This is a genomic window from Flagellimonas alginilytica (assembly GCF_042134605.1).
Classification (GTDB): domain Bacteria; phylum Bacteroidota; class Bacteroidia; order Flavobacteriales; family Flavobacteriaceae; genus Flagellimonas; species Flagellimonas alginolytica.
In genome coordinates, this window is sequence record NZ_CP169638.1 from 2,501,905 (window position 1) to 2,524,947 (window position 23,043).

22 protein-coding genes are annotated in these 23,043 nt (G+C 41.6%); 8 read left to right on the forward strand and 14 right to left on the reverse strand.

What is annotated here, in order from left to right:
- Nucleotides 1-8: 8 nt before the first annotated feature.
- Together murB and ABTP35_RS11115 are read right to left on the reverse strand one after the other, a co-directional pair.
- Nucleotides 9-1,025 (reverse strand): UDP-N-acetylmuramate dehydrogenase, encoded by a 1,017-nt coding sequence (gene murB, locus ABTP35_RS11110; RefSeq protein ID WP_252080307.1) that lies wholly within the window; start codon nucleotides 1,023-1,025, stop codon nucleotides 9-11.
- Nucleotides 1,025-2,215 carry a pyridoxal phosphate-dependent aminotransferase gene (locus ABTP35_RS11115; RefSeq protein ID WP_293296330.1) on the reverse strand — a complete coding sequence of 397 codons (1,191 nt, stop codon included), beginning with the start codon at nucleotides 2,213-2,215 and terminating at the stop codon, nucleotides 1,025-1,027. Before ABTP35_RS11115 ends, murB begins: the two co-directional genes overlap by 1 nt.
- Nucleotides 2,216-2,362: 147 nt before the next feature.
- Here ABTP35_RS11115 and ABTP35_RS11120 point away from each other — a divergent pair, with 147 nt between their 5' ends.
- A complete protein-coding gene (locus tag ABTP35_RS11120; RefSeq protein WP_375334198.1) occupies nucleotides 2,363-3,706 on the forward strand; it encodes an aspartyl protease family protein in 1,344 nt (447 codons plus the stop codon).
- Nucleotides 3,707-3,763: 57 nt separating this feature from the next.
- Here the strand turns inward: ABTP35_RS11120 and ABTP35_RS11125 are convergent, their stop codons facing one another.
- Nucleotides 3,764-4,150, reverse strand: a complete 387-nt coding sequence (locus ABTP35_RS11125) for a DUF1573 domain-containing protein (protein ID WP_293296327.1) — start codon at nucleotides 4,148-4,150, stop codon at nucleotides 3,764-3,766.
- Nucleotides 4,151-4,348: 198 nt separating this feature from the next.
- Between ABTP35_RS11125 and ABTP35_RS11130 the strand changes: the two genes are divergently transcribed.
- From ABTP35_RS11130 to ABTP35_RS11150, 5 genes are all read left to right on the forward strand, one after another.
- Entirely contained in the window at nucleotides 4,349-6,973 is a 2,625-nt protein-coding gene (locus tag ABTP35_RS11130) for a valine--tRNA ligase (protein WP_293296325.1), read from the forward strand.
- A gap of 98 nt (nucleotides 6,974-7,071) precedes the next feature.
- A complete protein-coding gene (locus ABTP35_RS11135; RefSeq protein WP_293296323.1) occupies nucleotides 7,072-8,460 on the forward strand; it encodes a Gfo/Idh/MocA family oxidoreductase in 1,389 nt (462 codons plus the stop codon).
- Nucleotides 8,461-8,471: 11 nt separating this feature from the next.
- The gene (locus tag ABTP35_RS11140) at nucleotides 8,472-9,524 is read left to right on the forward strand and encodes a GHMP kinase (RefSeq protein ID WP_293296321.1); all 1,053 of its coding nucleotides are present in this window, start codon (nucleotides 8,472-8,474) and stop codon (nucleotides 9,522-9,524) included.
- Nucleotides 9,525-9,529: 5 nt separating this feature from the next.
- The gene (locus ABTP35_RS11145; protein ID WP_252080300.1) at nucleotides 9,530-10,360 is read left to right on the forward strand and encodes a sugar phosphate nucleotidyltransferase; all 831 of its coding nucleotides are present in this window, start codon (nucleotides 9,530-9,532) and stop codon (nucleotides 10,358-10,360) included.
- A gap of 52 nt (nucleotides 10,361-10,412) precedes the next feature.
- Nucleotides 10,413-11,681 carry a sterol desaturase family protein gene (locus ABTP35_RS11150; protein ID WP_293296318.1) on the forward strand — a complete coding sequence of 423 codons (1,269 nt, stop codon included), beginning with the start codon at nucleotides 10,413-10,415 and terminating at the stop codon, nucleotides 11,679-11,681.
- Here the strand turns inward: ABTP35_RS11150 and ABTP35_RS11155 are convergent.
- The 6 genes from ABTP35_RS11155 to rsfS all read right to left on the reverse strand — a co-directional run bounded on the left by ABTP35_RS11155 (nucleotide 11,678) and on the right by rsfS (nucleotide 16,408).
- The gene (locus ABTP35_RS11155) at nucleotides 11,678-11,941 is read right to left on the reverse strand and encodes an acyl-CoA-binding protein (RefSeq protein WP_224837646.1); all 264 of its coding nucleotides are present in this window, start codon (nucleotides 11,939-11,941) and stop codon (nucleotides 11,678-11,680) included. The two genes, ABTP35_RS11150 and ABTP35_RS11155, sit on opposite strands and share 4 nt — an antisense overlap.
- The gene (locus tag ABTP35_RS11160; RefSeq protein ID WP_224837647.1) at nucleotides 11,934-12,599 is read right to left on the reverse strand and encodes a phosphatidylserine decarboxylase family protein; all 666 of its coding nucleotides are present in this window, start codon (nucleotides 12,597-12,599) and stop codon (nucleotides 11,934-11,936) included. The genes ABTP35_RS11155 and ABTP35_RS11160 overlap by 8 nt, the downstream gene beginning before the upstream one ends.
- Nucleotides 12,589-13,392, reverse strand: coding sequence for a phosphatidate cytidylyltransferase (locus ABTP35_RS11165; RefSeq protein WP_224837648.1), 804 nt, complete (start codon nucleotides 13,390-13,392; stop codon nucleotides 12,589-12,591). The genes ABTP35_RS11160 and ABTP35_RS11165 overlap by 11 nt, the downstream gene beginning before the upstream one ends.
- A gap of 4 nt (nucleotides 13,393-13,396) precedes the next feature.
- A complete protein-coding gene (locus ABTP35_RS11170) occupies nucleotides 13,397-14,005 on the reverse strand; it encodes an LUD domain-containing protein (RefSeq protein ID WP_252080297.1) in 609 nt (202 codons plus the stop codon).
- A 68-nt stretch (nucleotides 14,006-14,073) separates the two neighbouring features.
- Complete coding sequence (gene ftsH, locus ABTP35_RS11175) at nucleotides 14,074-16,023, reverse strand: ATP-dependent zinc metalloprotease FtsH (protein ID WP_224837650.1); 1,950 nt, start codon at nucleotides 16,021-16,023, stop codon at nucleotides 14,074-14,076.
- Nucleotides 16,024-16,030: 7 nt separating this feature from the next.
- On the reverse strand, nucleotides 16,031-16,408 hold the full coding sequence (rsfS, locus tag ABTP35_RS11180) for a ribosome silencing factor (RefSeq protein WP_224837651.1): 378 nt from the start codon (nucleotides 16,406-16,408) through the stop codon (nucleotides 16,031-16,033).
- Between the two features lie 82 nt (nucleotides 16,409-16,490).
- Between rsfS and ABTP35_RS11185 the strand changes: the two genes are divergently transcribed.
- Nucleotides 16,491-17,234, forward strand: coding sequence for a biotin--[acetyl-CoA-carboxylase] ligase (locus ABTP35_RS11185; protein WP_293296314.1), 744 nt, complete (start codon nucleotides 16,491-16,493; stop codon nucleotides 17,232-17,234).
- Here ABTP35_RS11185 and ABTP35_RS11190 read toward each other — a convergent pair.
- Both ABTP35_RS11190 and pyrE read right to left on the reverse strand, forming a co-directional pair.
- Complete coding sequence (locus ABTP35_RS11190; protein ID WP_224837653.1) at nucleotides 17,228-17,626, reverse strand: SRPBCC family protein; 399 nt, start codon at nucleotides 17,624-17,626, stop codon at nucleotides 17,228-17,230. The genes ABTP35_RS11185 and ABTP35_RS11190 overlap by 7 nt on opposite strands.
- Nucleotides 17,627-17,635: 9 nt before the next feature.
- A complete protein-coding gene (gene pyrE, locus ABTP35_RS11195) occupies nucleotides 17,636-18,274 on the reverse strand; it encodes an orotate phosphoribosyltransferase (RefSeq protein ID WP_224837654.1) in 639 nt (212 codons plus the stop codon).
- A 7-nt stretch (nucleotides 18,275-18,281) separates the two neighbouring features.
- On the opposite strand from pyrE, the gene ABTP35_RS11200 reads away from it, so the two are divergent.
- Nucleotides 18,282-18,881 carry an NUDIX hydrolase gene (locus ABTP35_RS11200; protein WP_224837655.1) on the forward strand — a complete coding sequence of 200 codons (600 nt, stop codon included), beginning with the start codon at nucleotides 18,282-18,284 and terminating at the stop codon, nucleotides 18,879-18,881.
- Here ABTP35_RS11200 and ABTP35_RS11205 read toward each other — a convergent pair.
- The 3 genes from ABTP35_RS11205 to ABTP35_RS11215 form a co-directional block, all read right to left on the reverse strand.
- Nucleotides 18,874-20,646: a M14 family metallopeptidase gene (locus ABTP35_RS11205; RefSeq protein ID WP_293296312.1), complete on the reverse strand. Its 1,773-nt coding sequence runs from the start codon at nucleotides 20,644-20,646 to the stop codon at nucleotides 18,874-18,876. The genes ABTP35_RS11200 and ABTP35_RS11205 overlap by 8 nt on opposite strands.
- Before the next feature lie 66 nt (nucleotides 20,647-20,712).
- A complete protein-coding gene (locus ABTP35_RS11210) occupies nucleotides 20,713-21,126 on the reverse strand; it encodes a response regulator transcription factor (protein ID WP_224837657.1) in 414 nt (137 codons plus the stop codon).
- The gene (locus ABTP35_RS11215) at nucleotides 21,113-22,939 is read right to left on the reverse strand and encodes a PAS domain-containing protein (protein WP_293296310.1); all 1,827 of its coding nucleotides are present in this window, start codon (nucleotides 22,937-22,939) and stop codon (nucleotides 21,113-21,115) included. Before ABTP35_RS11215 ends, ABTP35_RS11210 begins: the two co-directional genes overlap by 14 nt.
- Nucleotides 22,940-23,043 lie beyond the last annotated feature (104 nt).

Consider the following 23,043-nt stretch of genomic DNA (forward strand, 5'->3'; position numbering starts at 1 on the left):
TGCGAGGGTTATTTTATGATGTTTACTTCTGGTTGTAACTTAATTTTATAGGTGTTTTTTACTTTCTCCTGAATTTTTTTTGATAGATCTAGAATTTCTTGCCCGGTGGCATTGCCATAATTTACCAGGACAAGGGCTTGTTTTTCGTGCACCCCGGCATCGCCGAAACGTTTTCCCTTAAATCCACATTGTTCGACCAGCCAGCCAGCAGGAATTTTATATTTATTCTCCTCCAGCTCATAATAAGGGGCATTGGGGTGGAGTTTTATAAACTTGTCAAATGCTTTTTTCGATATCACCGGGTTCTTAAAAAAACTCCCACTATTTCCAATTTTCTTTGGGTCGGGCAACTTACTTTCCCTGATGGCAATAACGGCGTCCGATACATCTTTAACGGTAGGATGCACAATTTCCCTATTTTTTAGCTCGTTTTCTATGGAGCCGTACCCCGTATGTAGGGCATGATTTTTTTTAGTGAGCCTTAGAGTCACGGAAGTAATAATGTATTTATCCTTGGCGTGGTTCTTAAAAATAGAGTCCCTATAACCAAATTCGCAGGCCTCATTGTTGAACCCTTCAAGCTCGCCGGTTTCTATATTCATGGCGGCACAGGAAACAAACACATCTTTTAGTTCAACACCATATGCACCTATATTCTGTATGGGCGCCGTGCCTACATTGCCCGGTATTAAGGATAGGTTTTCCAGACCGCCATAACCCTGTTCCAAGCTCCACATTACAAGGCTATGCCAGTTTTCGCCGGCCATAACTTTTACCTCTACACTGTTTTCGTCTTCCTCAACAACGGTTATGCCCTTGAGTTTAATGTGGATTACCAGACAATCGATATCCTTGGTGAGCAGCATATTGCTCCCACCGCTTATAATAAACTTTTTAGGGTATGCCTTTAACTCAAGTACTTTTTGTAATTGAACCAGTCCGGTAATCTCAACAAAAAACCTAGCGTTAACATCTATACCAAAGGTGTTGTAGTTTTTTAAGGATATGTTTTCTTGGATTTCCACTAATCTTTATACTTATTTAGGGCGCTTCGCAAGATTTGGACTGCTTTTACAAGTTGCTCTTTTTCTAGCACATAGGCAATTCTGATCTGATTTTTTCCCAATCCGGGCGAAGCATAAAATCCTGCTGCTGGGGCCACCATAACCGTACTCCCGTCGAGTTCATAATTTTCCAGGAGCCATTGAGCAAAATCATCGGCATCTGCTATGGGCAATTCTACTACGCAATAAAAAGCGCCTTGGGGGACAGCTACTTTTACACCGTCTATTTTTTTTAGTTCCGAAATAAGGGTATCCCTTCTGGCAACATACTCGGTGATAACATTTTCAAAATATTCCTGTGGTGTCTCCAGAGCCGCCTCGCTAGCAATTTGAGCAAAGGTAGGAGGGGATAAACGGGCCTGTGCAAACTTCATAGCTGTTTGTATAACCTCGGTGTTTTTGGAAATCAGACAGCCGATTCGTGCGCCGCACATACTGTAACGTTTGGATACCGAGTCCACGACTATCGCATTTTCTTCCAAGCCTTCCACCTGTAAAATGGAATAATGTTCACGACCATCATAAGCAAATTCCCTGTAAACTTCATCGGCGATCAAAAACAGATTGTGTTTTTTTACCAATTCTGCCAATTGCTCAATTTCTGCTTTGCTATATAGGTAGCCCGTTGGATTGCCCGGATTGCAAATAAGGATTGCTTTTGTTCTTGGCGTGATGAGCTCTTCAAACTTAGAGATGGGAGGAAGTGCAAAGTTATCATCGATAGAAGATACAATAGGTTTTACCTTTACCCCCGCGGCAGTTGCAAATCCGTTGTAATTGGCATAGAACGGCTCTGGAATAATAATTTCGTCATCGTTGTCCATTATGGTCCCCATGGCAAAAGAGAGTGCTTCCGAGCCTCCTGTCGTCACAATAATTTCGTCGGCACTTACCCTAATATCCTGTTTGGCATAATAATCGGCGATCTTTTTTCGATAGGCTTCGGAACCTTGTGTCATGCTGTACTCCAAAACCTCAATGTTGTGGTTTCTAACCGCGTCCAGCGCAACTTTTGGAGTTTTTATGTCGGGTTGACCAATATTCAGGTGGATAACATGTACACCTCTTTTTTTTGCTGCTTCCGCAAAGGGAACCAATTTTCGAATTGGTGACGCAGGCATTTGTCTTCCTTTATTGGAGATACTTGGCATGGGGTAAATTTTTGACAAAAATGAGAAAACCTGTTATTGCAAACAACAACTTTTACATTTAATTCCTTGATTATCGAAATGTTAAAATCCGTAATACTTTACCCTCTTATTTGTATATTTAATAGATATGGTAAGTTGATTGTAAGTATGTTGAGGAAAAAATCTATATTTTTTACACTTTTACTATTTGTGCCCCTATGGATGGTTGCACAAGGATTTAGATTGCCCAAAGGTGAAAGATTTGAAAAAATCAGATTTGAGCTTATCAATAATCTGATCATAGTTCCGGTCGAGATTAATGGAACGGAACTTACATTTATTCTGGATTCCGGGGTAAGTAAGCCAATACTCTTTAACCTTTCCGAATCGGATTCCGTATCGATCAACAATGTTTCCGAAGTTACCATAAGGGGACTGGGCGATGGGGAGCCCATGAAAGCATTGAGCTCCAAAGGCAATATTTTCAAGTTCGGAAAAGCAAATAACTTTTCGCAAGACCTGTATGTGGTCATGGATAGAAATATCAATTTTTCCACATCCCTTGGAATTCCCGTACATGGAATTATGGGTTACGACCTATTCCGCGATTTTATCGTTGAGGTAAATTACGGAGCAAACAGATTAAAATTGCATAATCCCGAAACGTACACATATAGAGAGAGCAAAAGGGCACAGACCATTCCTTTAGTGGTGGACAAACGAAAAGCCTATATTGAGGGTATGGTCCTTATGAAGGATACAGCCAATATTCCGGTAAAACTATTGGTCGATACTGGAAGTAGTGATGCACTTTGGTTGTTCCCTGAGCCGGAAAAAGGACTGGAAATCCCCGAAAAAAGCTATGATGACCATTTAGGGCGAGGGTTAAGTGGTGATATTTTTGGCAAAAGAAGTAAAATCAATGGGGTTCGTATAGGGGATTTTGAACTAGAAGAAGCAAAAGTGGCATTCCCGGACAGGGAATCTTTTCAAGGTTTGGATACTTTGGGCAACCGAAACGGAAGCCTGGGGGGAGAGGTTCTTAAGCGTTTTAATATGATTTTTGATTATGGCCGTGGATTGGTAACCCTCAAAAAGAACGGAAACTTCAAGGAGCCGTTTCAATATAACTTGGCAGGTATAGACCTTAAGCATAATGGTCTGCGCTACATTGCGGAAAGTATTGCCGGGGTAAACGGGGTGGTCAAGAACGAGAATGGCAGTACTTTTGGAAATGTGCAAATTTTGCTGGAAAACAAAACAAGACTGAGTTTGGTACCGGAAATAGTGGTGTCCGGTATTCGGGCCGGTAGTCCTGCGGCTGAGGCCGGTTTAAGGGAAGGTGATGTTATTTTGGCGGTGAATGGCAGAAATGTACATAAATATAAGCTTCAGGAAATTCTTAAAATGATAAACGACAAGGAGGGCAAACGTATTAAACTGTTGATAGAAAGATACAATCAAGATCTATTGTTCTCCTTTGTCCTCAAAAAAGTATTTGACGAACAGTAAAAACAAAACCCCAAAAACCATAGGTCTTTGGGGTTTATTTATTGTTCTTTTCTTTATCTATTTGGCTCCAGGGGTTTTTACCGTCCCTTTTATTTTTAGAACCTTTGTAGGTGTGTCCGCATTCGATGTAACCGTTATGGCCTTTCTGATCGGACCAACCCTGTTGGTGTCATATTTCACCTCAATTTTGCCCGTTTTTCCTGGCATAATAGGCTCTTCCGGCTTTTTTGGAATTGTACAGCCACAGCTAGATCTAACATTGCTGATCACCAAAGGAACATTTCCAGTGTTGGTAAACTCAAATACACGGATACCATCACTACCTCTTTCAATTTCCCCGTAATCAATAGTCTCGCTCTTAAATTCGATTTTAGCGGTTTCTTGAGCGTAAATCCCTAAGGATAAAAGCCCTACAAACAGCATGAGTACAGTTTTTTTCATCATTTTTGGTTTTTGGGTGAACTTCAAATGTAGATGTTTTGATACCTGCATCCAAAATTCTTTTGTTATAGAATAACGTTACTTATTTTTGTTTCGTATTTCTGGATTGGCTCTCATCCGAAGAATAGCGTAAAATTAACATTTGGCTTCCCCTTCAAAAAAACCAATCACAGTCCAATTAAACAAAAACTGTACCGAAAAATGGAGATTCCATCAAAATATGACCCAAAACGGGTCGAAGAACACTGGTATGCCTACTGGTCCGAGCACGATTATTTTAGTTCAAAACCGGACGAAAGGGAGCCTTACACCATAGTAATTCCTCCGCCGAACGTAACCGGAATCCTTCACATGGGCCATATGCTCAATAATACCATACAGGATGTATTGATCCGACGAGCAAGACTTTTGGGTAAAAATGCCTGTTGGGTGCCCGGTATGGACCATGCATCCATTGCCACCGAAGCCAAGGTGGTTGCCAAATTAAAGGCAGAAGGTATCGATAAATCCAAATTATCACGAGAGGAATTTCTAAAACATGCTTGGGATTGGACGAACGAGTATGGTGGTGTAATTCTTCAACAGTTAAAAAAACTGGGTTGCTCCTGCGATTGGGATCGAACAAAATTTACCATGGATGACGATATGTCAGCCTCGGTAATCAAGGTTTTTGTTGATTTGTACAATAAGGGTTTGATTTACAGAGGGTACAGAATGGTAAATTGGGATCCTGAGGCCAAGACCACGCTCTCCGATGAAGAGGTGATATATGAGGAAAGACAAGGAAACCTATACTATTTGTCCTATGCCATAGAAGGTTCCGACGAGAAAGTGACCATTGCCACAACGCGTCCGGAGACCATATTGGGAGATACCGCAATCTGTATTAATCCCAACGATGAAAGATACCGTCATCTAAAAGGGAAAAAGGCGATTGTGCCAATCTGCGATCGGGTAATTCCCATTATTGAAGACGAATATGTAGATGTAGAGTTTGGTACCGGGTGCCTAAAAGTTACCCCTGCTCACGACGAGAACGATAAAAACCTTGGAGATAAGCACGATCTAGAGGTAATCGATATTTTTAATGAGGATGCTACCCTTAATTCCTTTGGACTGCACTACGAAGGCAAGGACAGGTTTGTGGTTCGAAAAGAAATCTCAAAAGAGCTAGAAGCCAAAGGTTATTTGGTAAAAACAGAGCAGCACATCAATAAAGTAGGCACGTCGGAAAGGACCAAGGCCGTAATTGAGCCTAGGCTGTCCGACCAATGGTTCCTTAAAATGGAAAACCTGGCCAAACCCGCTATAGAGGGCGTTTTGCAGACTAAAGATGTAAAATTGTACCCATCCAAGTTCAATAACACATATCGTCATTGGATGGAGAATATCCGTGATTGGAACATATCCCGTCAATTATGGTGGGGACAACAAATCCCGGCCTATTATTATGGTGACGGAAAAGAAGATTTTGTGGTAGCCGAATCCCCAGAACAAGCATTGGAGCTGGCAAAGGCCAAAAAGCCGGGAATCCAGCAATCCGATTTGCGTCAAGATGCCGATGTGTTGGATACGTGGTTCTCATCTTGGTTGTGGCCCATTAGTGTTTTTGGAGGTATATTGGAACCCGACAATGAAGAGGTGAATTATTACTACCCTACCAGCGATTTGGTGACCGGTCCCGATATTTTATTCTTTTGGGTCGCAAGAATGATCATGGCCGGTTACGAATACAGAGGAAAACGACCGTTTGAAAATGTATACCTTACTGGATTGGTTCGGGACAAACAGCGACGAAAAATGTCCAAATCACTTGGAAATTCGCCCGACGCCCTAAAATTGATCGAGAATTTTGGTGCCGATGGAGTCCGTGTTGGACTTTTGTTGAGTTCTGCGGCCGGTAACGATTTGCTGTTCGATGAGGCACTTTGCCAACAAGGAGCAAACTTTGCCAATAAAATTTGGAACGCATTCCGATTGGTAAAAGGATGGGAAGTAGCGGATATTCCACAGCCCGAAGCAGCGCAAAAAGGAATTCAATGGTACAAGGCCAAGTTTAATCAAACATTGGTCGAGATAGAGGACCATTTCTCCAAATATCGTATTTCCGATGCCTTGATGGCCATCTACAAATTGGTTTGGGACGATTTCTGCTCGTGGTTGTTGGAAATTGTAAAACCGGAATATCAAAAACCCATCGATCAAAAAACGTATGATGAGGTATTAAGTCTTTTCGAGGAAAACTTGAAATTACTTCATCCATTCATGCCATTTTTGACGGAGGAAGTATGGCAACACATTGCAGAGCGTTCGCCGGAAGAAGCTTTGATCGTGGCAAAATGGCCAGAGGCCAAACAAGTGGATGCTGTGTTGATAGCCGAGTTTGAATTTGCTTCCGAAGTAATATCAGGTGTCAGGACCATCAGAAAAGAAAAAAACATTCCCCAAAAGGATGCATTGGAGCTATTTATGATAAATGCCGAAGGAATAGGAGGGGGAATGGATGCCATAGTTCTGAAACTCGGAAACCTTACCAAAATGGAGTCGGTGGATGCCAGTTTGGACGGTGCCTTGACGTTTAGGGTAAAAAGCAACGAATATTTTATTCCGATCAGCGGTGCCATAGATGTTGAGGCGGAGATTGCAAAGATTACCGAAGAGCTCAATTATACCAAAGGATTTTTAAAATCCGTAGAAAAAAAATTGGGCAACGAGCGTTTTGTGAACAATGCACCGGAGCAAGTCGTTGCCATGGAGCGCAAAAAAGCCGCAGATGCCGAAGCCAAAATAGAGACCTTGGAAAAAAGTTTGGCCAGTTTGCAATAGTTTTGGACAAACATCAAACAGATTAATAAAAGGGAAGCTTGCTTCCCTTTTCTTTTTTTTTATACTTTGGAGCTCTCTAACCAACTCCGAAAATGAATATGAAAAACCTCAATAGAAGAAGTTTTATCCAAAAAACTTCGTTGACTGCGGCCGCTGTGTCCTTGGCACCGGGATATCTAAGGGCAAATTACGAGCGACCGTTATCATCAACCTACATGGGTGGGTTTTCGGCACCTAAATTAGAAACCGTACGAGCTGCATTTATTGGAGTTGGAGCCAGGGGAGGAACCCATGCTAAATTTTTTGCTGCTTTGGCAGGGACGGAAGTTGTTGCCATTTGTGATTTGTACGAAGACCTAGTAAAAGAAAAGACCCGTTGGGTAAAAGAAGCGGCCGGTGCAAATAGGCACAAGAATATAGCCCAATATTGGGGAAGTGAGGATGAGTGGCGAACAATGCTCAAGGAAGTAAAACCCGATGTTGTGTTCATCGCGACCAACTGGGCAAACCATGCTCCTATGGCCATTGGTGCAATGGAGAATGGTGCTCATGCCTTTGTAGAAGTGCCCATGGCAACCACAATCCAAGATATGTGGGATATTGTGGATACCAGTGAGCGGACCCAAAAGCATTGTATGATGTTGGAGAACGTTAATTACAGCCGCGACGAGCTTATGTTCCTTAATATGTGCCGAAAAGGCTTGATCGGAGAAATATTACATGGCGAGGCTGCCTATATTCACGAACTGAGATGGCAAATGGAAGAACAGGAGCGAGGTACGGGATCTTGGAGAACACATCACTATGCCAACCGAAATGGAAACCTGTACCCCACCCATGGGTTAGGACCTGTGGCCCAATATATGAACTTGGCCAGACAAGATGATACCTTTGGAAGTCTTGTCTCTTTCTCGACACCATCAAGAGGAAGGGAACTCTATGCGGAAAGGAACTACCCCGCCGACCATAAATGGAACCAGCTTGACTTTAAAGGAGGTGATTTAAATACTTCCATAATTAAAACGACCCTTGGGAAAACTATTCTGGTCCAGTGGGACGAAACCAGCCCAAGGCCATATTCCCGATTGAACCTGGTGCAAGGCACCAAAGGTATATTGGCAGGATTCCCTACCCGTGTAGCTTTGGAAGGTGGTGTGGACGGGATTACAAAAGACCATCATTCATGGGTGCAGGGTGAACAGCTCGAAAAATTGTATGAAAAATATGATCATCCACTATACAAAAGATTGAACGTGGCGGCCAAAGGAAGCGGGCACGGGGGAATGGACGGTATTATGGTGTACCGGATTGTGGAATGTCTGCAAAAAGGATTGCCCTTGGACCAAAACGTTTACGAAGGATGTTTGTGGAGTGCCGTTTCGCCATTGAGCGAGCGCTCAGTGGCCAGTGGTGGAGCACCGCAGCCATTCCCGGATTTTACAAGAGGTAATTGGAAGGATACCGCACCATTGGAAATTATAAGCTGAGCACTATTTCAATGATTGAATTAAAAGTACCTGCCCGGATCTGTTTTTATGGGGATCATCAAGATTATTTGGGGCTTCCCGTTATTGCCGGATCAATAGATCGATATATCAATGTTAAAGCTGTTGCAAACCAGGATAAAAAGTATCGGTTAAAATTATTGGACCTGAACGAAGAGGTTATTATTTCGGTTGATGATGATCTGAAAGATATTCAACCTGGTGATTACTATCGGTCCGTGATGTCCATTTTAAAAAATCAAGGATTTTCCTTTGAACAAGGATACGATATCGAAATATCGGGGAATATTCCCGTAAATGCCGGATTGTCCAGTTCCTCGGCCATAGTGGTGGCCTGGGTTCGATTTTTGGTGGCAACACAAGGTAAATCCGGGGAAATCAGTGATTATCAAATCGGAAGGTGGGCCTACGAAGCAGAAGTGCTGTTTTTTGATCAGCCCGGTGGTTTGATGGATCAATACACCATTGCGCAAAAAGGGCTCATTTATATCGATACAAAAAGTGGGGAAAGCACACGTTTAAATGCCAATTTGGGCAAACTGTTGGTGGCCGAGTCTGGAGTGCCCAAAAAAACCTTGGAAGTTTTGAAAAACGCTCAAGTATACGCGGATAAGGCTGTTCAAGCGGTTCAAAAGGAATATCCTGAATTTGAGGTGGAAACATCGACCTTGGACGACTACGAAAAATATAAGGCGTTGGTTCCTGTTGAGCTTCAAGATTATTGGTATTCGACTTTGTACAACTATCACATCACTATTCAAGCGAAAAGAGAACTATCAGGTCCAAATCCAAATATTCAGGTATTAGGAGATTTAATGAATCAACACCAAGCAATTCTTCAGGATCAGATAAAGAACACGCCGAAGAAAATGGTGAGGATGATGGATGCCGCCCGAAAGGCAGGTGCCATAGGAGCAAAAATTATAGGTTCCGGTGGAGGAGGATGTATGGTGGCTATGGTTACAGAAGATATTGAGGATAAGGTGAAACAGGCATTTTTGGAGAACGGTGCCAAAGATGTTTATGTCGTAGAATTAACAAGTTAATGGGAATGGAGAATACGAGTTTGGTTATAATGGTAGGTGGTGCATCCTCCCGAATGAAAAAAAGTTTGCAGACAGAAGGAGGGGAGGGAATCATGACGAATATTCCCCATAAGAGTTTAATTCCTGTCGGACAAAAAGGTAGGCCATTTTTGTATTATTTGGTTAAAAATGCCATTAATGCAGGATACCGGAAATTGTATTTGATTACGAGCAGTGATAACAAAGCTTTTCAGGAATTTAAAGATTTTGGAGACCTTCCCAAAAATCTGGAAGTATTTTTGGCGGTACAATCGGTTCCCGAAGGTAGGGAAAAGCCCTTGGGAACTGCCGATGCCCTTCAGCAATGTATGGATCAGTACCCAGAATTGAAACAGACCGCCTTTACGGTTTGTAATGGGGATAATCTCTATTCGGTGGAAGCCCTAAAAGATTTAAGGAAAGATAGAAAGGCTCCCCATGCCTTGATCAGTTATGCAAGCTCTGGATTTGATTATACCGAAGAACGCATTGCCAAGTTTGCCGTAATGGATATTTCCTCCGATGGGTTTCTTCGGCGAATTGTTGAAAAGCCAAAAGTAGAAGATGTTCCCAAATATCGAGACACTTCCGGTGAGTTAAGGGTGAGCATGAACATTTTTAGTTTTTCCGGGGAAGAAATATATCCGTTCGTAAAAAATTGTCCCATTGATCCTGTACGTAACGAAAAAGAATTGCCAAGGGCTGTGGCCATATTGGTCAGTGAGCAAACACAAAGCGTCCTTTGTATTCCACGTTCCGAACATATTCCAGATCTTACCGATGCCAATGATATTCAATTATTTAAAAATTTAGATTAACTTAAGGGCAGTTAATCCCATTCTTGCATCGAACAAAATTTAAATTTTTGAAATGGAATCGTATGCGACTGCCTTGTTATATGCAACACCTTTTTTTATAGGCCTTGTTCTTATCGAAATACTTTATGGCCGATTTGTAAAAGACCAGAAGCACAATCTCATGGATACCGTGAGCAGTTTGAGTTCCGGTCTTACCAATGTGGTAAAGGATTCACTTGGACTTGTGGTTATCCTTGTCAGTTATCCATTTTTATTGGATCATTTGGCCTTGATAGAGATCAAGGCAACATGGTTGGTTTGGGTCGTGGCTTTTATTGCCTTGGATTTTGCAGGGTACTGGAATCACCGATTAAGCCATAGGATAAATTTTTTTTGGAACCAGCATGTAATCCATCACAGTAGCGAAGAGTTTAATCTGGCATGTGCCCTTCGCCAACCTATATCGAACCTTTTGGGGTATTATGCACTTTTATTGATTCCAGCTGCACTTTTGGGTGTGCCCAACACCGTAATTGCCATATTGGCGCCCATTCACTTGTTTGCTCAATTTTGGTATCATACACAACATATTGGTAAAATGGGTATTTTGGAATACGTGATAGTTACCCCTTCCCAGCACCGGGTACACCATGCCATAAATCCAGAATATATCGATAAAAACCTCGGACAGATATTTTGTATTTGGGATAGAATGTTCGGAACTTTTCAAGAGGAGTTGGATGAAGTTCCTCCGCAATATGGGGTGTTAAAACCGGCTAATACATGGAATCCTATTATTATAAATTTTCAACATTTATGGCGATTGATGCAGGATGCATGGCGCACCAAAAGTTATTGGGATAAAATTCGGATTTGGTTTATGCCAACGGGGTGGCGCCCAGAGGACGTAAAGGAAAAGTACCCCATTTCCATAATCCAAAATGTGTACAACTTTAGCAAATATCAACCAGAGGTAACATCAACTTTAAAAACATACGCCTTGTTTCAACTGATCATGACCACCTTTTTAATGCTGTTCATGTTTTACAGTTATTCCGAAATTGGTTTTGATGGATTATTGCTGTTCGGTGCCTTTATTTTTGTTGGGATTTATGGATATACAACCTTAATGGACCGAAAAAAATATGCGATTTGGATTGAAGTAGTTCGTGGACTTGGAGGATTGGTCTTTATTTATATTACCAATGATTGGTTTGGGATGAATAATTACTTTTCAATCGGGAGTTATCTAATTGCACTCTATTTTTTGATAACTATTTTTGGGGCTGTCTATTTTACTTATTTTGAAAAATCGTTGGTGCGCCCAGATTTGGCGGCCTAGAGCGATTTTAACTCTTTTTCTACCAGTTCCACATATTTTTCCATGGCCTCCTTAACACTTATTCGCTTGGCTTGGAACAGTGCATTGGCTTTAAACGCGTTTATTAGTGGCGTTCTGCTACCGGGGTTTTCGAAATTCTTGTTGGCAATTTTAAAGTACGCATAGAGCTTCAACAAAAGATCCGCTGGCAAAGGATCAGTGTAGTCGTTTACAAAGTCAACAGCATCGTTGAATCTCTTTTGTAGCTCTTCATCAATCATTTTTTGGTCTTAAGGATGCAATACATGTACGTGCGCCAACTACTTTTTGGTTCAATTTAACGGTAATATCACAATCTAGAGGCAACAATAGGTCTACTCTAGAGCCAAATTTTATAAAACCAGCATCTTCGCCCTGTGTCACTTGTTCGCCTTCCTCGGCATAATTCACTATTCTTCTGGCCAATGCTCCTGCAATTTGCCTGTATCCTATTTCCCCAAACTTTGGTGTGTGGAGCACAATGGTGGTGCGTTCGTTCTCGGTACTGGATTTGGGATGCCATGCCACCAAATATTTTCCGGGATGGTACTTGGAATAGGTGACGGTACCACTTGCGGGATATCTTGTGACGTGCACATTAACAGGCGACATAAAAATGGAAACCTGCTTTCTTTTTCCTTTAAAATATTCCGGTTCCTCAACTTCTTCGATTACCACTACCTTACCGTCCACGGGTGCCAATATTTCATCAAAAGTCGGGGTCACCAATCTTTTTGGGTTTCTAAAGAACTGTAAGATGGCGATCAATATGACCAGCGCGACAATCTGAACGGCATATCTGATCCATTCAATATCGATAAAATATTGTGCGGCCAAAACGCCGGCTACCACTAGAAAAAAAGTGGTGATAATAATTTTTTGCCCCTCTTTATGAAACATAGGTGAATATATTTAAGATCAAATACGCAAAAGGTGCAGCAAAGACCAAGCTGTCCAATCGGTCCCAAATTCCGCCATGTCCGGGTAAAATAGCTCCGCTATCCTTAACTCCGGCCATGCGTTTAAATTTAGATTCCAACAAATCCCCTAGACTTCCTGCTACCACAATCAAACATGCCATTGCCATCCATTCGATTAACGAAAGCCGTGTTTCGTACCACGATAAAAAATAGGCCGCGGCCAGTGCAAAAATAAGACCTCCTACAGAACCTTCAATGGTTTTTTTTGGTGAAACGGCAGGAAAAAGTTTAGTTTTTCCCACAGTTCTTCCTACCAGGTAGGCAAAAGTATCGTTTACCCATATCAAAATAAAGATGCCCATGATCAAGAATTGAGCAAATTCATCAATTTTATAGGGTATCATGGTCAAAAAAATACAACCTCCACCAATGTAAAACAGACCGATCAAGAATTTTTGAACAGGAGTAAAGTTTCTCGGAGCTTTGGTAAAGAGAAATACCAATAGGGCCAGATCCACTGTTATGGTAAAAAACATGAGCAGGTTGATCGCTGCACTGTTCTGGGTCAGATAAATAAAAACCCACCAGAGTGCCAAATAAGCCACGAATACATAATAACCTTTAAGGCGTACGATCCGCTTGTATTCGTACAGGCATCCCAAACCAAAGGTCATAAACAAAAAATCGAATGCGTCCGAACTTAAAAAAACCGCGCCCAGTAGGAGTACAACATAAATTACCCCTGTAATGGAGCGTCTTAATACCTCTCTCATGTATTTAAAAATCTTCTAGGAGTAAAAGATATACATTTTTTGAGGCACTTCCGTAGGAAAGGAAATCGTCTTTGTTTTCCGCTGTAGGCTGAAAGTGCTTTAAAGTGGTGATGTTGTTCGGGATATTTTTTTGATAGCGTTCCTTGATAATTTTTAAGGCTTCGCTTATGGAATCCACTAGCTGGCTGGTAGTGGCAAATACCACTAAATTGGATGGCAGTTCATCCAATTTTTTTTCTTTTATCTGGTTGGAACATACCAAAATTGAGCCATTGTGAGCCACTAGATGTTCGCAAGTGGTAAAGAAAATCTCGCTTTCGTTTCGATTGTGGGTAAAGTCTATTTTTTCCGTGGCAAAACGAGTTTCCAATCTTGGGTCCATAGTAAAAAACAGATGGTCTTGCCAATCGTTCTCGGAAACAATGTTCTCCAAGGCTTCCGATACCTCTGCAAAATCTTCGCAATAGATAAATTTACCACCGTTCTTTTTAAAATAGATGGTAAATTTTTCATCAACGGGAATTTTTAAATCCGGCATATGGTCACCACGGGTTTCCGTAGTCTCCTTGGAAACCTTTTTTCCTCCTCCGAATAGTTTTTTAAAAACTCCCATTTATGGCACTTGTGCTTGTCTATCTAATCAATAATTGTGTTTTGATTGGATGATTCCTGATATATTTTTTATTTAGCTGGCTCTAGTTCTTCTTCTTGCTTTTCGAATGGACGTTGGCCAAATATTTTTTCCAGATCATCCTTAAAAATAACTTCTTTGTCCAAAAGTCTTTCGGCCAATTCGGTCAACTTGTCCTTATTGTCCTCGAGCAATTTTATGGCACGTTGATATTGCTTCTCGATGATCTTGGAAATCTCCTGATCGATTTTTTGTGCTGTTTCCTCGCTATAAGGTTTGGTGAAGCCATATTCGTTCTGACCGGATGAATCGTAATAGGTGATGTTCCCCAATTCATCGTTTAATCCATATATGGTAACCATGGCCCTGGCCTGTTTGGTCACTTTTTCCAAATCGCTTAAAGCTCCGGTGGAAATCTTATTGAACATTACCTTTTCAGCGGCTCTACCTCCCATGGTGGCACACATTTCGTCCAACATTTGTTCTGGACGCACAATTAAACGTTCTTCCGGAAGGTACCAAGCGGCCCCCAACGATTGTCCTCGGGGTACTATGGTTACTTTAACCAAGGGAGCAGCGTGTTCCAACATCCAGCTTACGGTTGCGTGACCAGCTTCGTGGAACGCGATGGTTTTCTTTTCCTCTGGGGTAATGATTTTGTTTTTCTTCTCAAGACCGCCTACAATTCTATCCACTGCATCCAAGAAGTCTTGCTTGGTTACCGCTTTTTTCTCTTTACGGGCCGCAATAAGGGCAGCTTCGTTACAAACATTTGCAATGTCCGCTCCTGAGAAACCTGGTGTTTGTTTTGCCAAAAAGTCCAAATCCAAGGTTTCTGCTGTTTTAATGGGTCTAAGGTGAACTTCAAAGATTTCTTTTCGTTCGTTAAGATCTGGCAGGTCTACATAAATCTGACGATCAAATCGTCCTGCACGCATCAATGCTTTGTCCAGTACATCGGCACGGTTGGTCGCGGCAAGTACAATTACGTTGGTATTGGTGCCAAAACCATCCATTTCGGTCAACAACTGGTTCAAGGTGTTCTCGCGTTCATCGTTGGAACCTGTAAAATTGTTTTTGCCCCTTGCGCGTCCAATGGCATCGATTTCATCAATGAATATGATGGCAGGTGACTTATCCTTGGCTTGTTTAAAGAGGTCACGGACCCTGGATGCACCCACGCCCACGAACATCTCCACAAAATCGGAACCGGATAAAGAGAAGAAGGGGACCTTGGCTTCACCAGCAACAGCTTTTGCCAATAAGGTTTTACCTGTTCCGGGAGGTCCTACCAATAGTGCGCCTTTAGGTATTTTACCTCCCAAGGAGGTGTATTTGTCCGGGTTTTTTAGGAATTCCACAATTTCCTGAACTTCCTCTTTGGCTCCTTCGAGACCAGCTACATCTTTAAAAGATGTGCGTGTATCCGTTTTTTCGTCGAATAATTTGGCCTTTGATTTTCCGATATTGAAAATTTGACCGCCCGCGCCACCGCCTGCACCACCGGACATTCTACGCATTAGGTAAATCCAGATGCCGATGATCAGTGCGAAAGGAAGCAATGTCAGGAATATTTCTCCAATAACATTGGATTCTGTATCAAACTCGACGATGGTATCGAGGTTGTTTTCTTTTTTTATCTCCGTTATTTCGTTTTGGAAAATCTGCAGATCGCCATAATCCAAAACATATTGGGGAACCAATCCGGCAGATGGTAAAAGTGGTTTTTCTGCCACTCCCTTGTGCACATCTTTGTTCAAAGCTTCCTCTGTAAGAAAAACTTTGGCCTGACGGGTGTTGGTGATGATGACTATTTTTGAAATGTCACCGTTCCGTAAAAATTCCTGTAATTCGGAGGTTGTGGTCTTTTCCGTGCTCGAAAAACTGTTGCCTCCAAAAAATTGGAAACCAATGATCAATGCGATTACCACACCATATATCCACCACGAACTAAAACGTGGTTTTTTTGGAGCATTATTTGGGTTGTTTTCTTTTGCCATTTTTTTCTTAAGAATTGTAACTGCTTTCTACCATTGTGACTTTGGCGTCTCCCCAGAGTCCTTCAATATCATAGAATTCTCTAATATGTTTTTGGAATACATGCACAACAACATTTACATAGTCCATTAGCACCCATTCGGCGTTTTCGGACCCTTCAATGTGCCATGGTTTATCATGTAAAGTCTTACTGACCTTTTTCTGTATGGATGAGACAATCGCATTTACATGCGTGTTGGAAGTACCGTTACAGATTATGAAATAGTCGCAGACCGTGTTTTCGATTTCCCTTAGGTCCAGTAGATTTATATCAACTCCTTTAACATCTTCTATTCCCTCCAGAATCAAGGCAATCAACTCATCTGCGCTAGCTTTCGTTTTCTGCATTCAAAAAATTTAGATTTTACAAAGTTATGTTTTTTTTGTTTTCTTAGCCTTAGTTTTTAACAAATCATAAAGGCTTGCCATATTGGGAAAACAATTTCAAATACTCAAACTTGATGCCACGGACTCCACAAATTTGTTTTTACGGAATTTGCTGCGTTCGGAAGATCCGCCGGATTACACCGTAGTAGTGGTCGATAAACAATTGAAAGGCAGGGGGCAAATGGGGACTGTTTGGATGTCCGAAGGGGGGAAAAACCTTACTTTCAGCGTGTTGCGAAGGTTTGACGCCTTTGGTGTAGAGCATCAATTTGTGTTGAATATTGCAATTTGCATGGCCGTGAGCGATGTGCTAAAAGCTTTGGGAGTGCCCAATGTGAAGGTAAAATGGCCGAACGACATTATGTCAGGTTCTGTAAAAATTTGTGGAATTTTAATTGAAAATGTACTCAAAGGTTCCATTATTGCCCAATCCATTATTGGTATTGGGTTAAATGTTAACCAAACTATTTTTGAAGGTCTGGAAAAGGCTTCTTCCCTAAAAGTGATCACGGGTAAAGATTATGATCTGGATGAGTTACTCCAAAAAATACTGGAGCGGATACAATATCACCTTAATGGGATCGAGGCAAAGACTGTGGGCCAATTGTTACCTGCATACGAAGAAATCCTTTTTAGAAAGGATAAACCATCCACTTTTAGCTCCCCAATTGGGGGTATGTTCGTTGGGTACGTGCGAGGGGTGTCACCATCGGGCAAGTTGGTGCTCGAACTTGAAGATGAAATTTTTAAGGAATTCGACCTAAAGGAAGTAACGCTGCTTTACTGACCTATTTTATCCATATTATTGGATAAAGTGCCAATAAAATTGGTTATGGGTGCTTTGATCATCATGGCCATCATGGCATTGAACTCTCCTTCAAAACTAAGTCCCACTTCGCTTTCGTTTTCTTCCAATGCGGTAATATCTGCGGTAAGGGTAAAGGGAAGTTTATCGCTTGCCGCTCCCAGAACAACTTTGTCGTGCGGGTTTTGTTCCTTTAACCGGAGTACAATCTCGGGCATACCTTTTAGGGCAAATTTAAAGGTGTTTTCGTCCAATACTTCAAACTTGTCAATATTGTCCGGCATTAAAGTTTCAAAGTTTTTGATGTCGGTCAAAAATTCGAATACTTCTTTGTTGCTTTTGGCTACTTTCTTTTTTGGTGATTCAATGTGCATGGTGAAAAATTATTTCCATTCTTGTGGATTGGACTTCCACTCCAATAAGGTTTGTAACTGGGTTTCTTTGATATAGTTGGTTTCTGATGCTTGCTCTACCAGGTTTTCGTAGTCCGATAGCGTATGCAGTTCCACGTTTTCTTTTTTAAAGTTCTCGGCGGACACGGGAAAGCCGTAGGTAAAGATGGCAATCATGCCCTTAATGTCTGCATTTTGCTCTTTTAAGGCCTTGACCGCATTGAGGCTGCTATTGCCAGTACTGATCAGGTCTTCTATCACCACAACGCTCTGTCCTGGTTCAAAGTGTCCTTCGATCTGGTTTTGTCTACCATGTTCCTTTGGTTTTGGCCTAACATATACAAACGGGAGTCCGAGGGCTTCGGCAACAAGAATGCCAATGCCAATGGCCCCAGTGGCAACTCCGGCGATTACGTCCGGTTTTCCGTAGAGCTTTTCTACCTGTTTAGCCATTTCTTCCCGAACAAAGTTTCTGATCATAGGGTAGGACAACATAATTCTATTGTCGCAATAAATGGGAGACTTCCAGCCCGAAGCCCAAGTGAATGGATTTTCAGGTTCCAACTTTATTGCATTAATTTGCAGCAACAGCTCAGCTGTTTTTTTTGCGATTTGCTTATCTAAAACCATTGCGCAAATGTATGAAGTTTTTGTTAATGAGGCTCCACTGATTTTAACAAACGAGCGCCCCGAGGATTCCAATGGTAATTTGTTTTCTTTGGATGGTGATTCGATCGTTGAGGCCATCAGGCTTTTGTCCAAAAAGAAGATAAGGAAGGCCTATCTGTACCATCCGGATGAAACGGAGATCCTAAAGCTTTTTATGCATAAAATCCCTGTAGTGGTCGCTGGTGGTGGTTTTGTGATCAATAAGAAAGGTAAGGTCCTATTTATTTTTAGAAACGGAAAGTGGGATTTGCCCAAAGGAAAAGTGGATAAAGGAGAGTCCATAGAAAATGCCGCAATACGTGAAGTAGAGGAAGAGACCGGCGTGCAAAATCTAAAGATTGAACGGTTTTTACGTACAACTTTTCATGTTTTTAAAAGAAACGGAGAGTATCGTTTAAAGCAAACGCACTGGTTTATTATGTCCACCGATTATGCCGGCAAATTAGTGGCGGAAAAGTCCGAAGGAATCAAAAAAGTGAAATGGAAGGGCCCCCGAAAGACCAAAAAGGCTTTAAAAAATTCTTACCATAACATTAAGATTCTGTTTGAGGATTGGCCGTTTATTTAGGAAGCAATCTTGACGCATCGCTATTCTTTTCTATACGATAAATGGGATAGGCAAGGTAGGCTTCTTCAAAATGTTCCGAACGTTCAAAAATCCAATTAAGTTGCGCATACCAGTTATTGGCAAAATTGAGGTCTCCTTCTTTTTTGGTCTCAAACTCCTGTAATAGAATAGAATCTTTTTGGAGCATTTCCAAGGCAACGTCTTCAAAAACATAAGGGGAAAACCCTTCTTTGCGTTGAAGAACCGTATCAAAAAAGTTCCAATTAAAAAAAGAATCCGCACCTTGTGGTTCTAAAGTTTCCAGTAAATAACGAATGCCCGGCTGTTGGGTTGGGACCAATATGTCTCCTTCCCTAAACTGAACTTGCTTTGTCTTGGCCTCTACTTTGGTGTTGGAGTGGAGGTAGTGCCCTTCGTATGGTGTTCTACGGGTATCGTAACCAGTGATTTTATAGGCTTCAACGGACAATGTGGTGTCCTTTTTAAATGGGGTGTATTGTATTTTATTGGCATCCAATCGCTCTATTACCTTTTTCCAACTTTTCTTTACAATGTATGCGGCAGGAACGATAACGGTATCCAAGGGATAATAGTGGTCCATGTATACGGTCTCTTTGGTAAAGGGTTTTTCCCGATTGTATTTTAACCTTGGTAGACCGGTGACTTCGCTAACAAGGGTTTCCGCCTCGTATCCCTTAAAATTTAGAATAGAGGTCTGGGTCGTATCCACTGCCCAATTAAAGTAATATTCGGAGAGTTCCAGATTGTTCTCCAAAGTTTCTTTGCGAACTGTTCTTATGTTCTCGTGCTCAGCCTCCACGATTTCTATAAGGCTGTGCATTAGATCATAGGTGCCTTCTACACGTTGTTTGTATGGTTTTAGCATATGGGTTTCTACCATGAGCCCCAATGTGCTCCAAAGTGTGGTGTAGCCGGTGGAATACCTTGGGTGGTCCATAAATTGACTGAACCCCATCTCTGGCGGTGTGTTAAAAACGTTCACGTAAGGGGTTATGTCCCATTCTTTATCCGATAACGAATCTTCTAGGTTTGGCATTAAGGTTTTGTGCAGGTACTGGCCCATTTTTCCACCAAGCTTGTTGTGCTGGGTAAAAAGGTGCGTTAGGGTATATTGGTAATCTGCACCGTTACTTACATGGTTGTCTATAAAAACGTCGGGTTTTACCATGTGGAAAATTTGTGCGAACGTTTTAGCGTTCTGAGTATCCATTTTTACAAAGTCCCTATTAAGATCGTAGTTCTGTGCATTACCTCGAAAGCCGTATTCTTCAGGTCCGTTTTGGTTGGCCCTTGTGGTTGAATTTCTATTGAGTGAGCCACCGATATTGTATATGGGAATGGTTACCAAGACCGTTTTTTTGGGCAGGTTTAATTCTCCGGTGGCAAAATCTCTGTAAAGCATCATGGTGGCATCGATTCCATCGCTCTCTCCGGGATGGATTCCATTATTTATAAGTATGATGGTTTTTTCCTTCCGAATATTCTCGTAATTAAAATCTCCATCAGGATTATAGGTGACCATGTGCAAAGGATAACCACTGTCCGTTGTGCCTATGGTGTGCAAGTTGATTTCGGGAAATTCCTTCGCGAGTCGAATGTAATAATCGATAGTTTGTTGATAGGTTGCCGTTTCCTTCCCGTCCGACAGTTCAAAGTGGGTAGGGTAAGAAGATTTTTCGTCCTGTGTTTCCGATTCGCAGGAGATAAAAAGAACTAGGGCCAAAAAGAGTACTAAGTGCTTCAAAATATTTCGGGAACGTTAAGGCACCATTAAGTGCTGGTTTGTACCAAAAATACAGAATATTATAGTTTATGAGGCTATCTCGATGAAGCCAAGTTCGTTGCTTTCAATTTTAAAGATCGGTTTGTTCTTAAAATTGAGGTTGAACGGGCACCTGTTTTTAAAGCCGTTCCATTTTTTATAGTCCAAGGGGTCTATGGAAGAAGTGATCATATTTACTGTAATATGTTCTTTTGGATCGGCATTTATCAAAGCTTCAAGGAACTCCCATCCATCCATTATGGGCATGTTGATATCCAAAAAGATTACATTGGGCGCGGCCAATCCTTTTTCCATCCGTTCTTTGTAAGCTTCTTGGGCCTCCAATCCATTTTGGAAAATCTGGATATCGTTACATTCCACCGCGGATTTCAACATTCTTTTTATGCCAAATACGGTAATTGGATCGTCGTCCACTATAAAAATACAACTAACTTTCTTCATTAAAATACACATTAAATGTAGTGCCTTTATCTACCTCACTTTGCACTGTTATACTTCCGCCCATGGCTTCTATTTGATTTTTTACAAGGTATAGCCCAAAACCTTTGGCATCTTTTCTATTGTGAAAGGTTTTGTACATGCCGAAAACTTTGTCCCCGTATTTTTCCAGATTTATCCCGATCCCGTTATCCGATATGCTCAACAGCACGCCCTCTTTGGACTGGACCGCGTCTATTGTGATCAAGGATTCCCTGTTCTCACTTTTGTATTTGACGGCATTGGAAACAAGATTTAAAATAATGCTGTCCAGATAGGCCGGAACACAAGTTACTTGAATGTTCTCCGCGACATTATTGATTACATGGGAGCTGTTCTTTTGTAGTAAGGCGGATAGGTTTTGTAAAACATTGATGATATTACGCCTTAGGTTCAATGGTTTTTTGGTCTCAGAGGTTTTTGTGTTAATGTCCACGACCTCGTTTAGGTTGCCCAATGTTTCCAATAAATTGTCCGAGGCCTGCGATAACATTTTTATAATGCCTTGCCGTTCCTCTGGATCGTTCTCAGCGTTTAAAAACTCCAAGAGCATGGAAAAATTAGCGGAGTGGGACCTTAAATTATGGGAAACAATATGTGCAAAACTGATAAGTTTCTGGTTTTGCAGGGAAGTAACCTTGATAAAATCCCGCAATTGCTCCTCCTTTCTTTTCATGGGGGTAATGTCCAAACTGACCCCTATAAGTCCGCAGACCTTGCCTTCTAGGTCAAAATAAGGGATTTTTGAGGTTAGGTAATTGGTGGTTTTACCATGTAATATGCTTACTGTCTCTTTTCCGAAGATAGGGGTGAGGTTCTTCATAACATTAAGATCCTCTTCCCTCGAAATTTTGGCAGTTTCCTCATCGTATTGTTCAAAATCGGTGGTTCCGATAATTTCCTCTGCTGTTTTGCCCAGATAGTTACATTCGCTTTTGTTGACCAATATTTTTCTGGTGTTCAAGTCTTTCACATAAACGTTCAGCGGAAGACTGTCCACCAAGGTAGTTAAAAGTTGTTGGTGCTCCTGGACCTTGGTTTCGGCCAACACTTTTTCGTGAATATCTTTAAGGGTTCCATATATCTTAATGGCTTCTCCATTCTTAAGAACTGGTTTGCCGGTCACCCGAACCCATCTTTCTTCGCCTTCAAAAGTTACCAATACTACTTTGGCATCAAATGGTTGATGATTGACTATGGAGTTATGGAAAAGCATAGAAATCTTGTTCTGGCTGTATCCTGTTTTGTAAAAATCGATGGCTTCTATCGTGGTGGGCTGAAAACAGTCGGGAACTTGGTGAATACGCTTGGTCTCTTTGCACCAAGTAAGTTCCTCCTTTATCACATCAAACTCCCACCAACCAGTGTGCGATACTTCCATTTTGGTGTCCAAAATGGTGTTCAGCCATTTGATCTCTTCTTCTTTTTTTACTTCTGATGTAATATCGTCGGTCTGGATGATGGCACCGATCACATTTTCCTTATCATCGAACCAGGGGGCAAAACTACTTTTTAGGTACCGGATGCCCGCTGGGTTTTCCAATTGGTGCTCTAATGTGAACGATTTTTGTTCTGCCAGTCGCAGCTCTAGATCAAGAATCTCTTTGTAAAGGGAAAAAACATTGGTATTGGAGGTGTTGTCCTGTGGGGGCAATCCAAAAATATCGAGCCAAGCACTGGATGCATCCAGTAAAATGCCTTTTTGATCAAGAAGCGCGGTTGCCGAGGGCAATTGCTTCAATAAGTAAAACTGGTCGATTCTTTTAACTGTTTTCAAACTCGGGGGAAGGTTTAAAACGTTATGCTATTTATTAATTGATGCCAATGTAAAATTATTGGCTTATCTAATTGATTTATTGTTGTGAAACTGTTCCAAAGTGT

Coding starts and splice junctions, on each gene's coding strand:
- pyrE (WP_224837654.1), bottom strand. CDS start 18,274: ATGGTTTTAGATAAGCAAATCGCAAAAAAAACAGCTGAGCTGTTGCTG.
- ABTP35_RS11125 (WP_293296327.1), bottom strand. CDS start 4,150: ATGATGAAAAAAACTGTACTCATGCTGTTTGTAGGGCTTTTATCCTTA.
- ftsH (WP_224837650.1), bottom strand. CDS start 16,023: ATGGCAAAAGAAAACAACCCAAATAATGCTCCAAAAAAACCACGTTTT.
- ABTP35_RS11145 (WP_252080300.1), top strand. CDS start 9,530: ATGGAGAATACGAGTTTGGTTATAATGGTAGGTGGTGCATCCTCCCGA.
- ABTP35_RS11165 (WP_224837648.1), bottom strand. CDS start 13,392: ATGAGAGAGGTATTAAGACGCTCCATTACAGGGGTAATTTATGTTGTA.
- ABTP35_RS11160 (WP_224837647.1), bottom strand. CDS start 12,599: ATGTTTCATAAAGAGGGGCAAAAAATTATTATCACCACTTTTTTTCTA.
- ABTP35_RS11135 (WP_293296323.1), top strand. CDS start 7,072: ATGAAAAACCTCAATAGAAGAAGTTTTATCCAAAAAACTTCGTTGACT.
- ABTP35_RS11200 (WP_224837655.1), top strand. CDS start 18,282: ATGTATGAAGTTTTTGTTAATGAGGCTCCACTGATTTTAACAAACGAG.
- ABTP35_RS11140 (WP_293296321.1), top strand. CDS start 8,472: ATGATTGAATTAAAAGTACCTGCCCGGATCTGTTTTTATGGGGATCAT.
- rsfS (WP_224837651.1), bottom strand. CDS start 16,408: ATGCAGAAAACGAAAGCTAGCGCAGATGAGTTGATTGCCTTGATTCTG.
- ABTP35_RS11150 (WP_293296318.1), top strand. CDS start 10,413: ATGGAATCGTATGCGACTGCCTTGTTATATGCAACACCTTTTTTTATA.
- ABTP35_RS11170 (WP_252080297.1), bottom strand. CDS start 14,005: ATGGGAGTTTTTAAAAAACTATTCGGAGGAGGAAAAAAGGTTTCCAAG.
- ABTP35_RS11210 (WP_224837657.1), bottom strand. CDS start 21,126: ATGAAGAAAGTTAGTTGTATTTTTATAGTGGACGACGATCCAATTACC.
- ABTP35_RS11190 (WP_224837653.1), bottom strand. CDS start 17,626: ATGCACATTGAATCACCAAAAAAGAAAGTAGCCAAAAGCAACAAAGAA.
- ABTP35_RS11115 (WP_293296330.1), bottom strand. CDS start 2,215: ATGCCAAGTATCTCCAATAAAGGAAGACAAATGCCTGCGTCACCAATT.
- ABTP35_RS11120 (WP_375334198.1), top strand. CDS start 2,363: ATGTTGAGGAAAAAATCTATATTTTTTACACTTTTACTATTTGTGCCC.
- ABTP35_RS11155 (WP_224837646.1), bottom strand. CDS start 11,941: ATGATTGATGAAGAGCTACAAAAGAGATTCAACGATGCTGTTGACTTT.
- ABTP35_RS11130 (WP_293296325.1), top strand. CDS start 4,349: ATGGAGATTCCATCAAAATATGACCCAAAACGGGTCGAAGAACACTGG.